General features: G+C 70.0%; 18 protein-coding genes. 12 read left to right on the plus strand and 6 right to left on the minus strand.

Translation table 11 applies throughout. The features are described 5' to 3' along the window. Nucleotides 1–6: 6 nt before the first annotated feature. The 4 genes from ACPCHZ_RS01195 to ACPCHZ_RS01210 are packed head-to-tail and all read left to right on the plus strand — an operon-like array spanning nucleotide 7 to nucleotide 2,024. Nucleotides 7–579, plus strand: coding sequence for a Na+/H+ antiporter subunit E (locus ACPCHZ_RS01195; protein ID WP_423483775.1), 573 nt, complete (start codon nucleotides 7–9; stop codon nucleotides 577–579). Then, nucleotides 576–851 (plus strand): monovalent cation/H+ antiporter complex subunit F, encoded by a 276-nt coding sequence (locus tag ACPCHZ_RS01200; protein ID WP_423483064.1) that lies wholly within the window; start codon nucleotides 576–578, stop codon nucleotides 849–851. Before ACPCHZ_RS01195 ends, ACPCHZ_RS01200 begins: the two co-directional genes overlap by 4 nt. Further along, complete coding sequence (mnhG, locus tag ACPCHZ_RS01205) at nucleotides 848–1,225, plus strand: monovalent cation/H(+) antiporter subunit G (protein ID WP_423483065.1); 378 nt, start codon at nucleotides 848–850, stop codon at nucleotides 1,223–1,225. Before ACPCHZ_RS01200 ends, mnhG begins: the two co-directional genes overlap by 4 nt. Further along, nucleotides 1,206–2,024, plus strand: coding sequence for an SAM-dependent methyltransferase (locus ACPCHZ_RS01210; protein WP_423483066.1), 819 nt, complete (start codon nucleotides 1,206–1,208; stop codon nucleotides 2,022–2,024). The genes mnhG and ACPCHZ_RS01210 overlap by 20 nt, the downstream gene beginning before the upstream one ends. A 146-nt stretch (nucleotides 2,025–2,170) precedes the next feature. On the opposite strand, the gene ACPCHZ_RS01215 is transcribed toward ACPCHZ_RS01210, so the two are convergent. Genes ACPCHZ_RS01215 through ACPCHZ_RS01235 form a run of 5 tightly spaced genes read right to left on the minus strand, consistent with a single transcriptional unit; the run spans nucleotide 2,171 to nucleotide 5,464 of the window. Beyond that, nucleotides 2,171–2,800 (minus strand): LON peptidase substrate-binding domain-containing protein, encoded by a 630-nt coding sequence (locus ACPCHZ_RS01215; protein WP_423483067.1) that lies wholly within the window; start codon nucleotides 2,798–2,800, stop codon nucleotides 2,171–2,173. Between the two features lie 9 nt (nucleotides 2,801–2,809). After that, the gene (locus ACPCHZ_RS01220) at nucleotides 2,810–3,940 is read right to left on the minus strand and encodes a glutamate--cysteine ligase (RefSeq protein WP_364976882.1); all 1,131 of its coding nucleotides are present in this window, start codon (nucleotides 3,938–3,940) and stop codon (nucleotides 2,810–2,812) included. Beyond that, nucleotides 3,918–4,640, minus strand: coding sequence for a superoxide dismutase[Cu-Zn] (gene sodC / locus ACPCHZ_RS01225; RefSeq protein ID WP_423483068.1), 723 nt, complete (start codon nucleotides 4,638–4,640; stop codon nucleotides 3,918–3,920). The genes ACPCHZ_RS01220 and sodC overlap by 23 nt, the downstream gene beginning before the upstream one ends. Before the next feature lie 10 nt (nucleotides 4,641–4,650). Continuing rightward, nucleotides 4,651–5,115: a LytR C-terminal domain-containing protein gene (locus ACPCHZ_RS01230; RefSeq protein ID WP_423483069.1), complete on the minus strand. Its 465-nt coding sequence runs from the start codon at nucleotides 5,113–5,115 to the stop codon at nucleotides 4,651–4,653. Nucleotides 5,116–5,155: 40 nt separating this feature from the next. Continuing rightward, nucleotides 5,156–5,464, minus strand: coding sequence for a DUF3263 domain-containing protein (locus tag ACPCHZ_RS01235; protein WP_364976888.1), 309 nt, complete (start codon nucleotides 5,462–5,464; stop codon nucleotides 5,156–5,158). A gap of 151 nt (nucleotides 5,465–5,615) precedes the next feature. Between ACPCHZ_RS01235 and ACPCHZ_RS01240 the strand changes: the two genes are divergently transcribed. From ACPCHZ_RS01240 to ACPCHZ_RS01250, 3 genes are read left to right on the plus strand one after another with little or no spacing between them, the layout of a single operon-like run. Continuing rightward, nucleotides 5,616–6,209: a peptide deformylase gene (locus ACPCHZ_RS01240; RefSeq protein WP_364976890.1), complete on the plus strand. Its 594-nt coding sequence runs from the start codon at nucleotides 5,616–5,618 to the stop codon at nucleotides 6,207–6,209. 7 nt (nucleotides 6,210–6,216) lie between these two features. Continuing rightward, complete coding sequence (locus tag ACPCHZ_RS01245; protein WP_423483070.1) at nucleotides 6,217–7,113, plus strand: N-acetylglutamate synthase, CG3035 family; 897 nt, start codon at nucleotides 6,217–6,219, stop codon at nucleotides 7,111–7,113. Between the two features lie 27 nt (nucleotides 7,114–7,140). Beyond that, nucleotides 7,141–7,944: an exodeoxyribonuclease III gene (locus ACPCHZ_RS01250; RefSeq protein WP_423483071.1), complete on the plus strand. Its 804-nt coding sequence runs from the start codon at nucleotides 7,141–7,143 to the stop codon at nucleotides 7,942–7,944. On the opposite strand, the gene ACPCHZ_RS01255 is transcribed toward ACPCHZ_RS01250, so the two are convergent. After that, complete coding sequence (locus tag ACPCHZ_RS01255; protein WP_423483072.1) at nucleotides 7,941–10,682, minus strand: helix-turn-helix transcriptional regulator; 2,742 nt, start codon at nucleotides 10,680–10,682, stop codon at nucleotides 7,941–7,943. The two genes, ACPCHZ_RS01250 and ACPCHZ_RS01255, sit on opposite strands and share 4 nt — an antisense overlap. Before the next feature lie 216 nt (nucleotides 10,683–10,898). On the opposite strand from ACPCHZ_RS01255, the gene thiC reads away from it, so the two are divergent. The 5 genes from thiC to ACPCHZ_RS01280 all read left to right on the plus strand — a co-directional run bounded on the left by thiC (nucleotide 10,899) and on the right by ACPCHZ_RS01280 (nucleotide 16,188). After that, complete coding sequence (thiC, locus tag ACPCHZ_RS01260) at nucleotides 10,899–12,524, plus strand: phosphomethylpyrimidine synthase ThiC (protein WP_423483073.1); 1,626 nt, start codon at nucleotides 10,899–10,901, stop codon at nucleotides 12,522–12,524. Then, nucleotides 12,521–13,372: a bifunctional hydroxymethylpyrimidine kinase/phosphomethylpyrimidine kinase gene (gene thiD / locus ACPCHZ_RS01265; protein WP_423483074.1), complete on the plus strand. Its 852-nt coding sequence runs from the start codon at nucleotides 12,521–12,523 to the stop codon at nucleotides 13,370–13,372. Before thiC ends, thiD begins: the two co-directional genes overlap by 4 nt. Next, nucleotides 13,359–13,973 carry an alpha/beta family hydrolase gene (locus ACPCHZ_RS01270; protein ID WP_423483075.1) on the plus strand — a complete coding sequence of 205 codons (615 nt, stop codon included), beginning with the start codon at nucleotides 13,359–13,361 and terminating at the stop codon, nucleotides 13,971–13,973. Before thiD ends, ACPCHZ_RS01270 begins: the two co-directional genes overlap by 14 nt. A 38-nt stretch (nucleotides 13,974–14,011) precedes the next feature. Beyond that, nucleotides 14,012–14,635 carry a septum formation family protein gene (locus ACPCHZ_RS01275; RefSeq protein ID WP_423483076.1) on the plus strand — a complete coding sequence of 208 codons (624 nt, stop codon included), beginning with the start codon at nucleotides 14,012–14,014 and terminating at the stop codon, nucleotides 14,633–14,635. A 62-nt stretch (nucleotides 14,636–14,697) separates the two neighbouring features. Continuing rightward, nucleotides 14,698–16,188, plus strand: coding sequence for a flavin-containing monooxygenase (locus ACPCHZ_RS01280; RefSeq protein WP_423483077.1), 1,491 nt, complete (start codon nucleotides 14,698–14,700; stop codon nucleotides 16,186–16,188). The last annotated feature ends 21 nt before the right edge of the window (nucleotides 16,189–16,209 follow it).

Consider the following 16,209-nt stretch of genomic DNA (forward strand, 5'->3'; position numbering starts at 1 on the left):
GACAGCATGCGGAGCAGGTGGCCGATGCGGCGGATCGCGCTGCGCGCGTGGGTGCTGTGCTGGCTGGTGCTGGTGTGGATCTTCCTGTGGGGCACCTTCTCTGCGGCGAACGTCGTCAGCGGGCTGGCCGTCGCGCTGGTGGTCACGGTGCTGCTGCCGCTGCCCCCGGTGCCGGTCGAGGGGCGGATCCACCTGCTGTCGGTGCTCCGCCTCATCGCGACCGTCGCCTACTACCTGGTGCTGTCCTCGGTGCAGGTGGCGTGGCTCGCGATCAAGCCGGGCCCGCCGCCGCTGACCGCCGTGCTGCGCGCGCACCTCGCGCTCAAGTCCGACCTCGTGCTGGCGCTGGCGGTCAACATCATGAACCTGACACCGGGCAACATCGTGCTCGAGATCGACCAGTCCCGGCGGATGATCTACGTACACGTGATCGACGTCGGGTCCGACCGCGCGCTGGCCCGGTTCTACCGCCAGGTCGACCAGTTCCAGCGGTTGCTGATCGCGGCGTTCGAACGCGACGCCGACTGGCGGCCCACGGCCCATCCGGCGGAGGCAGTGGAGGAGGAGGATCGCGCATGACATACGTGTGGATCATCGCCGCGGTGATGCTCAGCGCCGCGGCGACCATCGTGATGTTCCGGCTGCTGGCCGGCCCGAGCACGCTGGACCGGCTGGTCGCGCTCGACACCCTGGTGGCCGTCACGATGTGCGCGATCGGCACGTGGGCGGCGTTCAGCCTCGACACCACCGTCACCTACAGCCTCACCGCGCTGGCGCTCATCAGCTTCGTCGGTTCGGTGAGCGTGGCGCGGTTCCGGGTGCCCGACATCGAGAAGCGGAGGACCCGGTGAACAGTCCCGACATCCCCGACGTGGCCGCCGCGGTCCTGGTGCTCGGCGGGTCGACGCTGGCGCTGACCGCGGCGATCGGCGTCGTCCGGTTCCCCGACACACTGTCCCGCATGCACGCGGCGACCAAGCCCCAGGTGCTCGGCCTGCTGCTGGTGCTCGCGGGTGCGGCGATCCGGTTGCGGGGCAACGTCGATGTCGGCATGGTGATCCTGACCGGGCTGTTCACCATCATCACCGCGCCGGTGGTCGCGAACCGCGTCGGGCAGTTGGCCTACCGCGAACAGAACATCCGCGACGACTTGTTGACCAGGGACGAGATGCATGAGTTCGCGGCCGAAGGGGAACACCGTCCGCATGGCACGGACGGACTCTGACACCTGGAGCATCACCGAGGGCGTCGGTCCCACCGCGCTGGGCGTGGCGATGGCCCGGGCCGGTGAGTCCTCGGCCGGCTGCCCGCTGTTCGAGGATCCGTTCGCGCAGGTCTTCATCGACGCCGCCGTCGCCCGCGGCTGGGAGCTGCCGACGGATGCGATGGCCGAGCGGATCCGCGCGCTGTCGGGATATGCGGCGTCGCGTACCAAGTGGTTCGACGAGTTCTTCATCGCCGCGGGTGCACACGGTGTCGAACAGTCGGTGATCCTCGGCGCGGGCCTGGACTCCCGTGCCTGGCGGATGCCGTGGGTGAGCGGCAGCGTGGTCTTCGAGATCGACCAGCCGCAGGTGCTCGAGTTCAAGCTGGAGGTGTTGCGCGCCCACGGCGCCGAGCCCCATGCGCGGTACGTCCCGGTGCCGGTCGACCTGCGCCAGGACTGGCCGAAAGCCTTGCGTAACGCCGGTTTCGACTCCACCCAACCGGCAGCATGGTCGGCCGAGAGCCTGCTGCCCCACCTCACCGCAGAGGGCCAGGACCGGTTGTTCGCACAGATCGCCGAGATGGCCGTGCCGAGCAGCCGCATCGCCGTCGAGGCGTTCGTCGAGGACCGCACCGACGTCGCGGAATGGCTGACCGCGCAGGGCTGGGACGTCACGACGATCGACGCCCGTCGGCTGATGAATCGCTATGACCGGTGCACTCCCGACGACGCCGAGGACGCCTTCCCCAACACCGTGTTCGTCGACGCGAAGCTCAGTTCCGCGGCGACGACGGGGCCCATGGCAGCGACCGCCTAGCCCTCTGTTCCGCCCCTGCACGCGAGATTGCACAGACGGTCGTACTTCAACCGATCACAGCCCTCTGTGCAATCTCGTCCATAGGGACGCAGACAGGTCGTCCTGACCCGAACGCGACTCGGTCCCGGTCACGTCCGGCCGATGCGTCACTCCGAGAGCTGGAACTCGACCCGCGCGGTCACCGTGTCGACGGCTTCGCTCAACGCGTCCAGCCGTGATGCCGGTCCGGGCGCCGCCAGCACCGCATACCGGTCGGCAGGGCCCATCGGCAGTCGGTTGGCCAACGCGTACAGGCGCTTCGGCAGGTCGGGCTCGGCGCGCGCGAGCAGGCCGTCGCGGTCGCGGATCTCGATGTCGCGGGCGGCCGCGATCCGCTCGAACAGCGCGATGATGCGGTTCTCCACATCGGCGAGCCGGCTCTCGTCGACGCCGGCGTCGGGCTCGTCGGGCCACGGTTCGACGTCGGCCCGCGGGTACGGATCGTCGTCGAGCCACTCGGTGACCCGGATCCGCTCGCCCAGAGGGCAATTCATCCGGTACCGGCCCTCGCCGGTCGCGGCGCACTCGGCGATCCGGGCCAGCACTCCCACCCGGCTACGCCGGTCCCCGCCGCCCACCTCACGCCCGGCCTCGATCAGCACCACCCCGAACACCGGGTCGTCGGCGGCCAGGCAGTCGCGGACCAGGGCGGCGTAGCGGGGCTCGAAGATCCGCAGCGGCAGCTCCTCGCCGGGCAGCATCGCCACTTCGAGCGGGAACATCGGCGTGACGCTCATGGATCCAACCTATAGTTCGAGCTCGCCGACGATGGCGTCCACCACTGCGCGCAGGTCACCGTCGGTCTCCTCGGCCACCCGCCGCTGCCGCTGATAGGACGCGCCCAGCCGGTGCATGTCGACCACCGCGGCCAGCTCGTCGACGCAGCCGAGGGACTTCGCCACCGGCTGCAGCCGGTCCACCAGATTGTCGAGGTCCTCGGTGACCAGTCGCTCGTTGCTGTCGGCGTCGAGGATGATGATGGCGTCCAGGCCATATCGCGCGGCGCGCCACTTGTTCTCCTGCACGTGCCACGGCGGCATCATCGGGAGTTCCTCGCCCGCATCGAGCCTGCGGTCGAGGTCGACGATCAGACAGTGGGTGAGCGCCACCAGCGCGCCCAGTTCCCGCAGGTTCGACACCCCGTCGCACACCCGCACCTCGACGGTGCCCAGATGCGGTGAGGGCCGGATGTCCCAGCGGACCTCGTTGATGTGGTCGATGATGCCGGTCTTCTTCTGGTCGTGGACGAAGCCCTCGAACTCCGACCACTGCCGGAACTGGAACGGCAGGCCCGCCGTCGGCAGCTGCTGGAACATCATCGCCCGGTTGCTCGCGTAGCCGGTGTCCTCACCGTCCCAGAACGGCGACGACGCGGACAGCGCCAGCAGATGCGGGAACTGGTTGAGCAGTGACGAGATGATCGGCATCACCTTGTGCGCCGACGACACCCCGACGTGGACGTGCACTCCCCAGATCACCATCTGACGGCCCCACCACTGCGTGCGCTTGATCAGCTCGGCATACCGCGGCGCATCGGTGAGCTGGGCCGCCGACCACTTCGCGAACGGATGGGTGCCCGCACTGAACAGGTTCATCCCGCGGTCGCGCACCACCTGCTGCGCCGTGACCAGGCTGCCGCGCAGGTCGTCCATCGCCTCAGGCACGGAATTGCAGACACCCGTGACGATTTCGACGGTGTTGCGCAGGAGCTCCTTGTGCACCTTGGGGTTCTCGCCGATCTCGGCGATCACGGCGGCGGCCTCGTTGCTCAGGTCGCGGGTGACGGCGTCGACGAGCGCGAACTCCCATTCGACGCCGAGCGTCGGGCGGTAGGACCCGGCGAAGTCGATACGGCTACTGCGCGGGAGCGATGACACCGCAGGCCACCCGGCCGCCGGCGTCACCGGTCGCCAGCGTCTGCTCGTCGGGACCCGGCGTGCCACTGACCTGCTGATACTTCTCCGGCGGGATGTTCGCGAAGTTGTCGGCCTTCTCGTGGATGATGATCGCCGTCTTCTGATCGGCCAATAGCTCTTCGGCGGTGAACGCGTCGGTGGTGGTGACGAGCATCGCCGAGCCGTCCTTGCGGACCTGCAGCGAGCTGAGGTCGCCACCCGTCGGGTGCGTGGTCTGGCCGGGCATCTGGAGGTGCCCGCCCGCGGAGTTGAAATTGCCCGGCGCGCCACCGGTGGGGGCCACCGAGTCGGACTCGCACTTACCGACCGAGTGGATGTGCATGCCGTGGAAGCCGGGCGTCAGCTGTCCGGGTGCGGTGGTCCGCACCGTGACCGTCGCGTAGCCGCCGGTGAAGTCGATGTCAGCGGTGGCCACCGTGGTGCCGTCCGGCGTCCGCAATTCGGCGGCCAGTTTCTCGCCGCCGCCGCCTTCACCACCACCTTCACCGCCGCCCTCGCCTTCGCCCTGCCCTTCGCCCGGCGCGGCGGACGGAGACGGCGAGCCGGTCCACACCGACGGCGTGGTGCCGGGAGTGGTGGACGCCTGCTCGGGATTGCTGCAGGCGCTCAAAGCAAGAGCGGGAACGGCGAACAGGGCGGCGACGGTGGCGGACTTGCGCATGGCCACGAGCCTAACCGGTGACCGCCACGATCACGCCTGGTGGTTGGTCGGCGAGGGCGGGCGAGCGCGGCTCGACCGGGGCCTCGAGGAGCTTCCCGACTTCGTCGGCGGCCTCGCGTTCGCCGGGTGCCTCGCCGAAGTACACCGTGGTGGCGGTGACGCCCTCCAGGGTGAGGTTGTCGGTGTCGGCGACATTCCAGTCGGCATCGCGAAGGCGAGTGGCCACGCCTTCGGCGGCGCCTGCCACGTCGGAGATGTTGTATACCCGGACCTCGGGGCGTGCGGCAGGCGCTTGAGACGACGCCGGGGCGGCGGAGGTGGTGGAGACGGCGGACGCCACGGGCGCGTCGTCGTCGCCGGAGTCGTCGCTCGAGCCCATCGCCTGGAAACCGACCAGCAGGAAGACCACACCGAGGAACAGCAGCACCATGACCATGGCCCGCAGCGGCAGCCCGGAACTCTCTCGCTGGTTCATCGCGCCCACTCTAACGAGTTGGGTTCAGCCGACCGACCGCTCAGGTGACTTCGAAGCCGAGTCTGCGCGCCGCGCGGGCCTTCTGCCTGCTGGCGCGCAGCCGGCGCAGGCGCTTGACCAGCATCGGGTCCGCCGCGAGCGCTTCGGGCCGGTCGACCAGCGCGTTGAGCACCTGGTAGTAGCGGGTCGCCGACATGGAGAACAGCTCCCGGATGGCGTCTTCCTTGCTGCCGGCGTACTTCCACCACTGACGCTCGAAGGCCAGGATGTCGTGCTCACGCCGGGAGAGTCCTTCGGGGAGATCAGAGTCATCGCCGGAAGGCTCAGTACGCGCCATAGCGCCGTCCATATTGCTCCTCGGACCTTTCCGACCTGAAAAGAATGACATCCCTGTAGTTCGCGCTCATTCAATCACGGGTTGCAGGGTTGCGACGTCATCAATGCGGGCGAGTCGGCTGGTGCGTCGTGCGGACATAGGCCGCCGACTTAAGCTCTCCCGCATGGCCGTCGTACCCATCCGCATAGTAGGAGACCCCGTCCTGCGCACCGCGACCACTCCCGTGCCCGTCGGCGCCGACGGTTCGTTGCCCGCGGACCTGGCGGATCTGATCACCGACCTCTACGACACGATGGACGCGGCGTACGGAGTCGGCCTGGCCGCCAACCAGATCGGCGTCTCCAAGCGGGTGTTCGTCTACGACTGCGCCGACTCGCGCGGCCGCACCACCCGTCGCCGCGGGGTAGTCGTCAACCCCGTGCTCGAGACCTCCGAGGTTCCCGAGACCATGCCCGACCCCGACGACGACGAAGAGGGCTGCCTCTCGGTGCCCGGCGAGCAGTTCCCCACCGGCCGGGCGGACTGGGCCCGCGTCACCGGACTCGACGCCGACGGAAACCCGATCACCCTCGAGGGCACCGACCTGTTCGCCCGGATGCTGCAGCACGAGACCGGACACCTCGACGGGTTCCTCTACCTCGACCGGCTCGTCGGTCGGCACGCGCGTGCGGCCAAACGCGCCGTCAAGTCCAACGGTTGGGGTGTCGAGGGCCTGAGCTGGCTGCCCGGCAAGGACCCCGACCCGTTCGGCCACTGAGCCGTCCGTGCCGGAACTCCCGCCCGTCGGCACCCGCGTCAGCCTGCGCCACCGGCTGCCGCCGGGCTCGTCGCCGCCGCTGACCGACGTGGTCGGCCACCTGGTCGCGGTCGGTTCGACGCTGCGGGTGCGCACCAAACGGGGTGACGAGGTGAGCGTCGCCGCCGCCGACGTGGTGGCGGTCAAGGCGCTCGCCGACGCACCCGTGCGCACCGCCGACATCCGCAATCTCGAACACGCCGCCGCCGCGGCGTGGCCGGGGCGGCGTCAGGTGTGGCTCGACGGGTGGTTGCTGCGCGAGGCGGGCGGCCACACCCACCGCGGCAACTCCGCAGTGCCGTTGCGGTCCGGCGCTGATCTGCGTGCACTGCCCGGCATCGTCGAGTGGTACGCCGGCCGCGGCTTGACGCCCTGGCTCTCGGTGCCCGACCGGTTGGTGCGGCTGCCTGCGGCGGCGCCCACCCACATCGAGTCGCTCGTGATGACGCGCGCGCTCCCGGCCGGCGGGCACCGCGCGGCGGTGAACCTGGCCGTGCGCCCTGATGACCGGTGGCTGCACACCTATCAGCGCGACGTGCCGGTGGATGTGTTGACCGCGGTGATCGAGGGTGAGCTGACGTTCGGGCGTCTCGACGACGCCGCCGTCGGGCGCGCCGCCGTCACCACTGCGCCGGACGGCACCCGCTGGGTCGGCATGTCGGCGGTGCGAGTGGCTGAGCACCGACGCCGCCGCGGCCACGCCCGGACGCTGTGCGAGGCGCTGCTCGACTGGGGAGCAGCCCGCGGTGCGACGCGCGCCTACGTCCAGGTCGTCGCCGACAACGCCGGCGCCGCTGCGCTCTACGAGTCGATGGGCTTCGTCACCCAGCACCGGCAGCGCTACGTCGACGCACGCGCGCTGTGACGGTGGAGCGCTCGTAGGCTGTCACCCATGCGGCTGGCCACCTGGAACGTCAACTCCATCCGCGCGCGCGTGGACCGCGTGACCGACTGGTTGTCGCGCGCCGACGTCGACGTGCTGGCGATGCAGGAGACCAAGTGCAACGACGAGCAGTTCCCGACGATGCCGTTCGCCGCCCTCGGCTACGAGGTGGTGCACTGCGGCTTCAGCCAGTGGAACGGGGTGGCGATCGCGTCGCGGGTCGGCATCGAGGACGTGGCCGTCGGGTTCGACGACCAGCCGACGTGGAGTGACAAACCCGACATAGCGGCTGCAGCGGAGGCGCGTGCGCTCGGCGCGACGTGCGGCGGTGTCCGGGTGTGGAGCCTCTACATCCCGAATGGCCGCTTCGTCGATTCACCGCACTACCGCTACAAGCTGGAATGGCTTGCAGCACTGCGCAAGACGTCGAACTCCTGGCTCACCGAGGATCCCCGCGCGCAGATCGCGCTGGTCGGCGACTGGAACATCGCGCCCACCGACGACGACGTGTGGAGTGTCGAGGCGTATCGCGACAGCACACACGTCACCCCGCCGGAGCGGGCGGCATTCGACGCGATCGTCGACACCGGGTTCACCGACGTGGTGCGGCCGTTCACGCCGGGCCCCGGCGTCTACACCTACTGGGACTACACCCGGTTGGCGTTCCAGAAGCGGCGCGGCATGCGCATCGACTTCGTCCTCGGCTCCCCGGCGTTCGCCGAACGGGTGAGCCATGCCGAGATAGTCCGCGAGGAGCGAAAAGGCAAGGGCGCCAGCGACCACGCTCCGGTGCTGGTGGAGCTCAGCGGCTAATCCGCCGCGTCGTGCAATGCCCGCCAGAGTCCCGCTCTGGACCGGATGCCCAGCTTGCGGTACACCCGGGACAGATGCAGCTCGATGGTCTTCGTACTGACGAAGAGCTCGGCGGCGATCTCCTTGTTGGTGCGGCCCGCGGCGGCGAGTTCGGCCGCGCGCAGCTCCGGCGCGGTCAGACCCGGACGCTGCCGGGGAGCGAGCTGAGCCACCTCCCACCGTGCCCGTTCGGCCCAGAACCGCAGACCCATCCGCTCGAAGGTGCGCAGCGCGCTCTGCAGGAGATCACCGGCTGCGGCGCGGTCGCGCAGCCGGTGCCGCAGGTGGCCGGCGAGCAACTGTGTACGGGCGAGTTCGAAGGGCATCGCCGCGCGCTCGTGCTCGCGCAGCGCGCGGTCTGCCACGACGGCGGCCGCCTCGATGTCGCCGCGTGCGGCGATCAGCATGCTGCGACACCGGCCGGCGACCGCACGCGTCCACGGCCGGCCGAGCCGGTCGCCGTTGCGCTCGAGCACGCCGATGATGCGGTCGGCCTCGTCGTACCGGCCGACGGCGATCATGGCCTCCACGGCATCGGGGAGGAACGGCGCGGTGACGATCTCCGTCGCCGCGGGCAGCACCCGCCACTGCGCCACCAGCGGATCCAGATGCCTAAGCGCCGCTTCATGATTGCCCAGAGACAACTCCAGTGATCCCAGCGCGGTGACCGCCCAGGTACTCAGCCGCCCGGAGTCGCATCGTCGGCCGACCGCCAACGCCTCCGCACCGTTGCGGCGGCAGACCTCGACCCGTCCCAGGTAGGCGTCCACCACCGTCCGCACCGTCAGCGCGATGAACATGGGCAGGTCCCCGCCGAGCGCGAGCGCACGCTCCATCGTCGCCTTGGCCGCCCGCTCGGCTGCCTCCATGTCCCCCCGCCAGGCGTGCGCCAGCACGAGGTTGAAGCCGATCAGGATGAGTTCGCTCTCCTCACCGCGATCGGTGCACCGCCGTGCGATCGCGGTCAGCATCGCCGCTGCCTCGTCCACCTGGTGCGACCACAGTTTCAGCAGCGCGTGCAGCGTCCGTGGCCGCACCGCCAGTGGCACATCGGCGGGATCGTCGACCTGCAGGGCGCGACTCATCGCCTCCTCGTCGAGGCCGTCGCCGGCCAGGAACCGCATCATCGCCCGCATCGTCGTGGCCTGGACGAGAAGATCCTCGCGCGGCAGCTGCTCGGCCAGTTCCACCGCCTGCTCCGCCCGGCGCAGTGCAGCGTCGGCCACTCCGGCGTTGTACTCGACGAAGGCCAGCATCACCAGCATCGGCACCTGGCGGTCCGGGACTGCGCCGGGTTGCTCGACGGCGTCGCGCAACAGTGCGGCGGCGTCGGCGGAACTGTTGTCGTACAACCGGACCAGCCCGAGCAGGTGTAACGCCTCGGCACGCAGCGGCCCGGGCGTCAGCCGATCGACGGTGTGCTGCAGCAGCGTTCGTGCCCGCGCTGCGCTGCCCGCCTCGAAGTGGTTCGCGGCCGCCGCGATGGTGCGTTCGGGGGTGTCGCCGCCGCGCCCGCGGGCCAGCTCGAGGAGTTCCGCCGCGGTGGCCGGTGCACCCCGCAGGCGCGCGGACTCGGCGGCGGTGTCCAGCCCGTGCAGGACGCGCTCGTCGGCAACCTCCACGGAAAGTGCGAGGTGCCGGGCGCCGAGCTCGGCGTCGTCGAGCGCGTCGGCGAGCCGACGGTGCATCATCCGGCGCATGACCGGAGCGGCCTCGGCGTACGCACCACGGGCCAGCAGTGGATGGGTGAAACGCAGGTGCTGGCCCGAGATCTCGATGACCCCGGCGCGCTCGGCGTCCTCCAGCAGCGCAACCACCTCGTGCAGCTCCGACCCGGTCACCGACGCCAGCGCCGCCATGGTGGGTGCGGGCAGACAGGACGCTGCCAGCAGCACCCACTTCGTCGAGTCGGCGAATCCGGCGATGCGGGACCTGACGAGGTCGGCGAGTGTGGCGGGCAGCTCACCCGCCGGACCACCGGTGCCACGGGCGAGTTCCATTGCGTAGAAGGGATTGCCGCCGGACTCCCGATGGATGCGCACCATCTCGCCGCGCGCCAGCGGGCGGGTGAGCCGGCCGGCGAGCGCCTCACGCAACGCCCCGAGGCTGAGCGGCCGGACGTCGAGCCGGTGCATCCGAGCGGGGTCGTGCAGCTCGAGTTCGGCCATCGCGCGCTCGCCTCTCACGTCGGCGCGCCCGGTGGCCACGAAGCCGATCCGCCCGGTGCACCGCCGCGCCACCGACGAGATGACCAGCCGGGACGGCGGGTCGAGCCACTGCAAGTCGTCGATGGCCACGAGCACGGGCGACATCTGCGCGAGCCGGTCGAGCGCCGAGCGGACCGCCGCGACCACTGCACGCTGACCGGTGACCGGATCACCCTCGGCAGACGGCGCGAGCACCCGGTCGATCGCGAGTCTCTGTGGGCGCGGCAGCTCGTCGAACACCGAATCGTCCAGCACGCGGAGCAGATCGGCCAGCGCCGCAAACGTCGCTGCGGATCCCGTCGAGTGCGCGCGGGTGCTCAGCACGCGGAACCCGACCTCGGTGGCGCGGACGACGCAGGCCTGCCAGAGCGTCGTCTTCCCGATGCCCGGTTCACCGATGAGGGCCAGCAGCGACGGCCCGTCGGCGGCCTCGGTCAGGAAGGTGCGGACGACGCCGAGCTCCGCCTCCCGACCGACCACTCGTCCCCCCACCCCGGAATCCTCTCAGCTCACGGCGACTCTCCGCTCGGCAAACGCCCGCCGGGCGCCGGATCGGCGGCACGACGTGCCCCCTTCCCCACGCTGGGGCCTTGCGCTACGTTGGGGACGCCATCAACACGGGAGCGCGCACCGAGCGTGCTGAGAGGACAGCTGGGGCTGTCGACCGTACGAACCTGACCGGGTAATGCCGGCGTAGGGAGACATGTCATGACCGACCGTTCTGTCGTTGCCGACGCTGCGATCACCACCGGCCCGATCACGGGCAGCAGCAAGGTCTACCGCGAGATCCCCGGCGTACCGGATTCGCGGGTGCCGTTCCGGCGGGTGCATCTGACCGCTGAGGGTGAAGGACACCTCGACCTGTACGACACCTCCGGCCCGTACACCGACCCTGCCGCCACGATCGACCTGCAGGCGGGCCTGCCTGCGCGACCCGGCGTGGTCGCCGACCGCGGCACCCAGCTGCAACGCGCGCGCGCCGGTGAGATCACCGCCGAGATGGCGTTCGTCGCCACGCGCGAAGGGATGCCCGCAGACCTGGTGCGCGACGAGGTGGCCCGCGGGCGCGCGGTGATCCCGGCGAACCACCGGCACCCCGAGTCGGAGCCGATGATCATCGGAAAAGCGTTCGCGGTGAAGGTGAATGCCAACATCGGCAACTCCGCTGTCACGTCGTCGATCGCCGAGGAGGTGGACAAGATGGTGTGGGCCACCCGCTGGGGCGCCGACACCATCATGGACCTCTCGACGGGCCGCGACATTCACCTCACCCGCGAGTGGATCCTGCGCAATTCGCCGGTCCCGGTCGGCACGGTGCCCATCTACCAGGCGCTGGAGAAGGTGAACGGGGATCCGACCGCGTTGACCTGGGAGTGCTACCGCGACACTGTGATCGAGCAGTGCGAACAGGGCGTCGACTACATGACGGTGCACGCGGGCGTGCTGCTGCGGCACGTTCCGCTGACCGTCGGGCGGGTGACCGGCATCGTCAGCCGCGGCGGGTCCATCATGGCGGCGTGGTGCCTGGCGCACCACCGGGAGTCGTTCCTGTACACCCACTTCGACGAACTCTGCGAGATTCTCGCGCGCTACGACGTCACCTTCTCACTGGGCGACGGACTGCGGCCGGGCTCGATCGCCGACGCCAACGACGCGGCCCAGTTCGCCGAACTCCGCACCCTCGGCGAACTGACGAAGATCGCGAAAGGCCATGGCGTGCAGGTGATGGTCGAAGGCCCGGGACATGTCCCGATGCACAAGATCGTGGAGAACGTGCGCCTCGAGGAGGAACTGTGCGACGAGGCGCCGTTCTACACACTGGGGCCGCTCACCACCGACATCGCCCCGGCCTACGACCACATCACCTCGGCGATCGGGGCGGCGATGATCGCGCAGGTCGGCACCGCGATGCTGTGCTACGTCACCCCCAAGGAACACCTCGGGCTGCCCGACCGCAAGGACGTCAAGGACGGCGTGATCGCCTACAAGATCGCCGCCCACGCCGCCGACCTGGCCAAGGGGCACCCCGGTGCGCAGGCCCGTGACGATGCGTTGAGCCGGGCACGCTTCGAGTTCCGGTGGCACGACCAGTTCGCGCTGTCCCTCGATCCGGACACCGCACGGGAGTTCCACGACGAGACGCTGCCCGCCGAGCCCGCCAAGACCGCACACTTCTGTTCGATGTGCGGCCCGAAGTTCTGCTCGATGCGCATCAGCGCCGACCTGTCGGAGGCCATCCGCGACGCCCACGAGCAGGGCATGGCCGACAAGTCCCGGGAGTTCGCCGACCGCGGCAACAGGGTGTACCTGCCTCTGGAAAACTCCGTGCCATGACGTTCCTGCCGCTCACCCCGCCCGGCGAGACACCGCTGAGGGTGATGACCATCGCCGGGTCGGACTCCGGCGGCGGCGCGGGCATCCAGGCCGACCTGCGCACGTTCGCCCTGCTCGGCGTGCACGGGCTGGTCGCCGTCACCGCCGTGACGGTGCAGAATTCATTGGGCGTCAAGGGCTTTCACGAGATCCCGCTGGACGTGGTGGCCGGTCAGATCGACGCGGTGGCGTCCGACATCGGCGTGCAGGCCGCGAAGACCGGCATGCTGGCGTCGTCGGCCATCATCGAGACGGTCGCGGACGCCTGGCGGGGGGTGACACCGGACGGCGCGGTGCCCCTGGTGGTCGACCCGGTGTGCGCGTCGATGCACGGTGACCCGCTGCTGCATCCCAGCGCTCTCGACGCGCTGCGCACCCAGCTGTTCCCGCTGGCGACGGTGGTCACGCCGAACCTGGACGAGGTACGCCTGCTCGTCGGTGTCGACGTGGGCGACGAGGAGAGCCAGCGCGAGGCCGCCCGCGCGCTGCACGCGCTGGGACCGCGGTGGGCGCTGGTCAAGGGCGGGCACCTGAGATCGTCGGCACACAGCCCCGATCTGCTCTACGACGGTGCCGACTTCTACGAATTCGACACCACCCGGATCGACACCGGACACGACCACGGCGCAGGCGACACCCTGGCGGCGGCGACCGCGGCTGCACTCGCGCACGGTCACGCGGTCCCGGACGCGGTGGCCTTCGGAAAGCGCTGGGTCACCGAATGTCTCCGCGCGGCATACCCGTTGGGCCACGGCCACGGACCGGTTTCGGCGCTCTTCCGGCTGCACGAGCCCGATGACGCTCGATGACATCGCCGGGGTGGCGCACCACCCCGACGTCGAGCCGGCCGGCGCGGTGGTGCTCACCCACGGCGCCGGCGGCAGCCGGGACGCGCCGTTGCTCACCCGGATCTGTGACGAGTGGGCCGCCCGGGGGTGGCTGGCCGTCCGCTACAACCTGCCCTACCGGCGGCGCAGGCCGAAGGGCCCGCCGTCGGGGTCCGCGGCCACCGACCAGGCGGGCGTCGCGGAGGCCGTCGAGACGGTCCGCGCGCTGACCGACGGCCCCGTCCTGGCGGGCGGGCACTCCTACGGCGGCCGCATGACGTCGATGGCGGTGGCCGACGGGCTCGCGGTCGCCGTCCTCACGCTGTTCTCCTATCCCCTGCACCCGCCCGGCAGGCCGGACCGCGCACGCACCGAGCACCTGCCGCGGATCACCGTGCCGACGGTGTTCACCCACGGAACGGCCGACCCGTTCGGCACTATCGACGAACTGCGACCCGCCGCGGCGCTCGTCGGCGCGGACACCGAAGTCGTCGAGATCACCGGCGCCCGCCACGACCTGGGTTCGAAGAAGCTCGACGTGCCCGCGCTCGCGGTGGACGCGGCACTTCGCCTACTGCGGTGACCTGGGCATCGGCTCGGGACTGACGATATCGTCGCCGGATGACCTCACCGCCGGGGCCGCCGCCACCGCCGTACGGACAGGGCCCCTACGGACAGGGCCCGTACGGCCCGCCGCCGGGTCAGCTCTATCCGCAGCAGGGCCAGCCCTATCCGCCGCCACCGCCGCAGCCGTACTCCACTCCCGCGGGCTATCCCCTGCCGCCTGCGCCTCCGAAACGGAAGAACCGAATGTGGCTCATCCTGGGTGTGGTGGGACTGGTGCTGCTGCTGCTCATCGCCGCGGCCATCGTCGTCGCCTATTTCCTCGTCGGCCGTGGCACCGTGACGGCGAACAACGTCGAGATCGGCGACTGCCTGGCCGACATGCCCGACGGCACCCGGGTGCTCACCGTGCGCACCGTCGACTGCGCAGAGTCGCACGAGGGTGAGGTGTTCGCGATGCTGACCATGCCCGACGGCGACTTCCCGGGACAGTCCTCCCTCGAGGAGTTCTCCGACAGCTGCGGCCCCGCGCTGGCCGCCTACGCGCCCACGGCGATCGAGGACCCCTCCGTCGGCGTGTACGTGCTCTACCCGACCGAGGAGACCTGGACCCAGGGCGACCGCGTGGTGACCTGCATCGCCACCGTCGACCCGCCGCGCGCCGGGTCGCTGAAGGGCTAGTCCGGTCCGGCGGCCCCGGTACCTCACGGCCACCTACCCGATACCTGGGGTACCGTTCACCCATGACTTCGGAGCACTTCGACGCGGTCATCGTGGGGGCCGGCTTCGGTGGAATCGGCGCCGCCATCCAGCTCAAGCGGATGGGCATCCACGATTTCGTCATCCTCGACCGGGAGGACGACCTGGGCGGCACGTGGTACGTCAACCACTACCCCGGCCTGGCCGTCGACGTCCCCACCACCACGTACAGCTACTACTTCGAGCCGAACCCGAACTGGTCGAGGCTGTTCTCCACGGGGCGGGAGATCAAGCAGTACGCCGACGACGTCGCCGACAAGTACGACGTGCGCCGACACATCCGGTTCAGCACGACCGTCGAGGGCGCCCGCTGGGACGAGGACGCCAAGGTCTGGCGCGTGACGATCGCCGGCGGGGACACCATGGCCGCCCGCTACCTGGTGACCGCCACGGGATTCCTGTCACAGCCGAAGCTGCCCGACATCCCGGGTATCAGCGACTTCGAGGGTCGCATCGTGCACACCGCCGACTGGGACGACGACTACGACGCCACCGGCGAGCGGGTCGCGATCATCGGCACCGGCGCCACCGCGGTGCAGCTCATTCCCGAACTGGCCGAGAAGGCCGCCGACCTGACCGTCTACCAGCGCACCCCGATCTGGGTGGCACCGAAGATCGACCTGCACTTCCCCGAACGGGCCAAACGGCTGTTCGCCAGGTTCCCGCTGTCGCAGCGGATCATCCGCGCGGTGACCGACAACATCTACGAGGCGATGATCACCATCGGCGTCGTGAACTACCGGGTGCCGCTGTTCCGCAGGCTCAACATCTCCGCGATGGACCTGTGCAAAATGAACCAGTTCTTCTGGATTCGGGACAAGGAACTGCGCCGCAGACTCACACCGGACTACGACATCGGATGCAAACGGCCGACGTTCTCCAACCGCTACCTGCGCACGTTCACCAAACCGCACGTGCACCTGCAGAGCGACGGCATCGAGCGGGTCGAGGCCGACGGCATCGTCAACGCCGACGGCACCCGCACCGCCGTCGACACCCTGGTGCTCGCGACGGGATTCGACCTGTGGGAGGCCAACTTCCCGGCCATCGAGGTGATCGGCCGTGACGGCCGCAACCTCGGGAAGTGGTGGCGCGAGACACGGTTCCAGGCCTACCAGGGCGTGTCGATGCCCTACTTCCCGAACTACCTCAGCCTCGCCAGCCCGTATGCCTTCCTCGGCCTGAACTTCTTCAACACGATGGAGTACCAGATGCGGCTGATGGAGCGGCTCTTCGGCGAGGTCCGGCGGCGCGGGGCCACCACGTTCGAGGTCACCGAGGCAGCCAACGACCACTACCTCGAGCGGATGACCGAGATGCTGGCCGGGTCGCTGTGGACCATCGGCAACTGCGCCTCCGCGCGGTCCTACTACTTCAATCCCAGCGGCGAGCCCTCGCTGCTGCGGCCGATGTCCACTCGCGAGGCGATCAGGGAAGCCTCGGAGTTCCCGCTCACCGACTACCAGATCGCCTGAGCCGTCCATCTTCTGAGAGGA

Source organism: Mycobacterium sp. NPDC050041 (genome assembly GCF_049541695.1).
Classification (GTDB): domain Bacteria; phylum Actinomycetota; class Actinomycetes; order Mycobacteriales; family Mycobacteriaceae; genus Mycobacterium.